We start from the raw sequence: 290 nt of genomic DNA on the forward strand, positions 1-290 counted from the left end.
CATTTGCCTTTCTGGTATTTCAGCAGTTTGGCTTCTCGGTTTGGGATTTCTGCTGATTTCCCTCTCCTTGTTGCCCAATAGATCCAATTTCCATCATACGTCGATGCGTTTGGTCTGACCAACGTGTGGTAGACAATGGGAGTCCAGGCGTGTTTTTGGAGTCGTAGACCGTCCTTAGTTTGGAAAATCCACTTGTCCTTCCTTTCGTCCCCGTTGCTCAGTTTTGCCATACCTGTTCGGTAGTATTTTCTGAGCGTTTTGTATTTGGCGTTTCCGCATCGTGACACTAC

1 pseudogene is annotated in these 290 nt (G+C 46.9%); it reads right to left on the reverse strand.

The features are described 5' to 3' along the window. Positions 1 to 290: pseudogene (locus tag AC0QHF_RS08810) on the reverse strand (group II intron reverse transcriptase/maturase); the annotation flags it as partial.

Source organism: Lyngbya sp. CCY1209, from assembly GCF_055795065.1.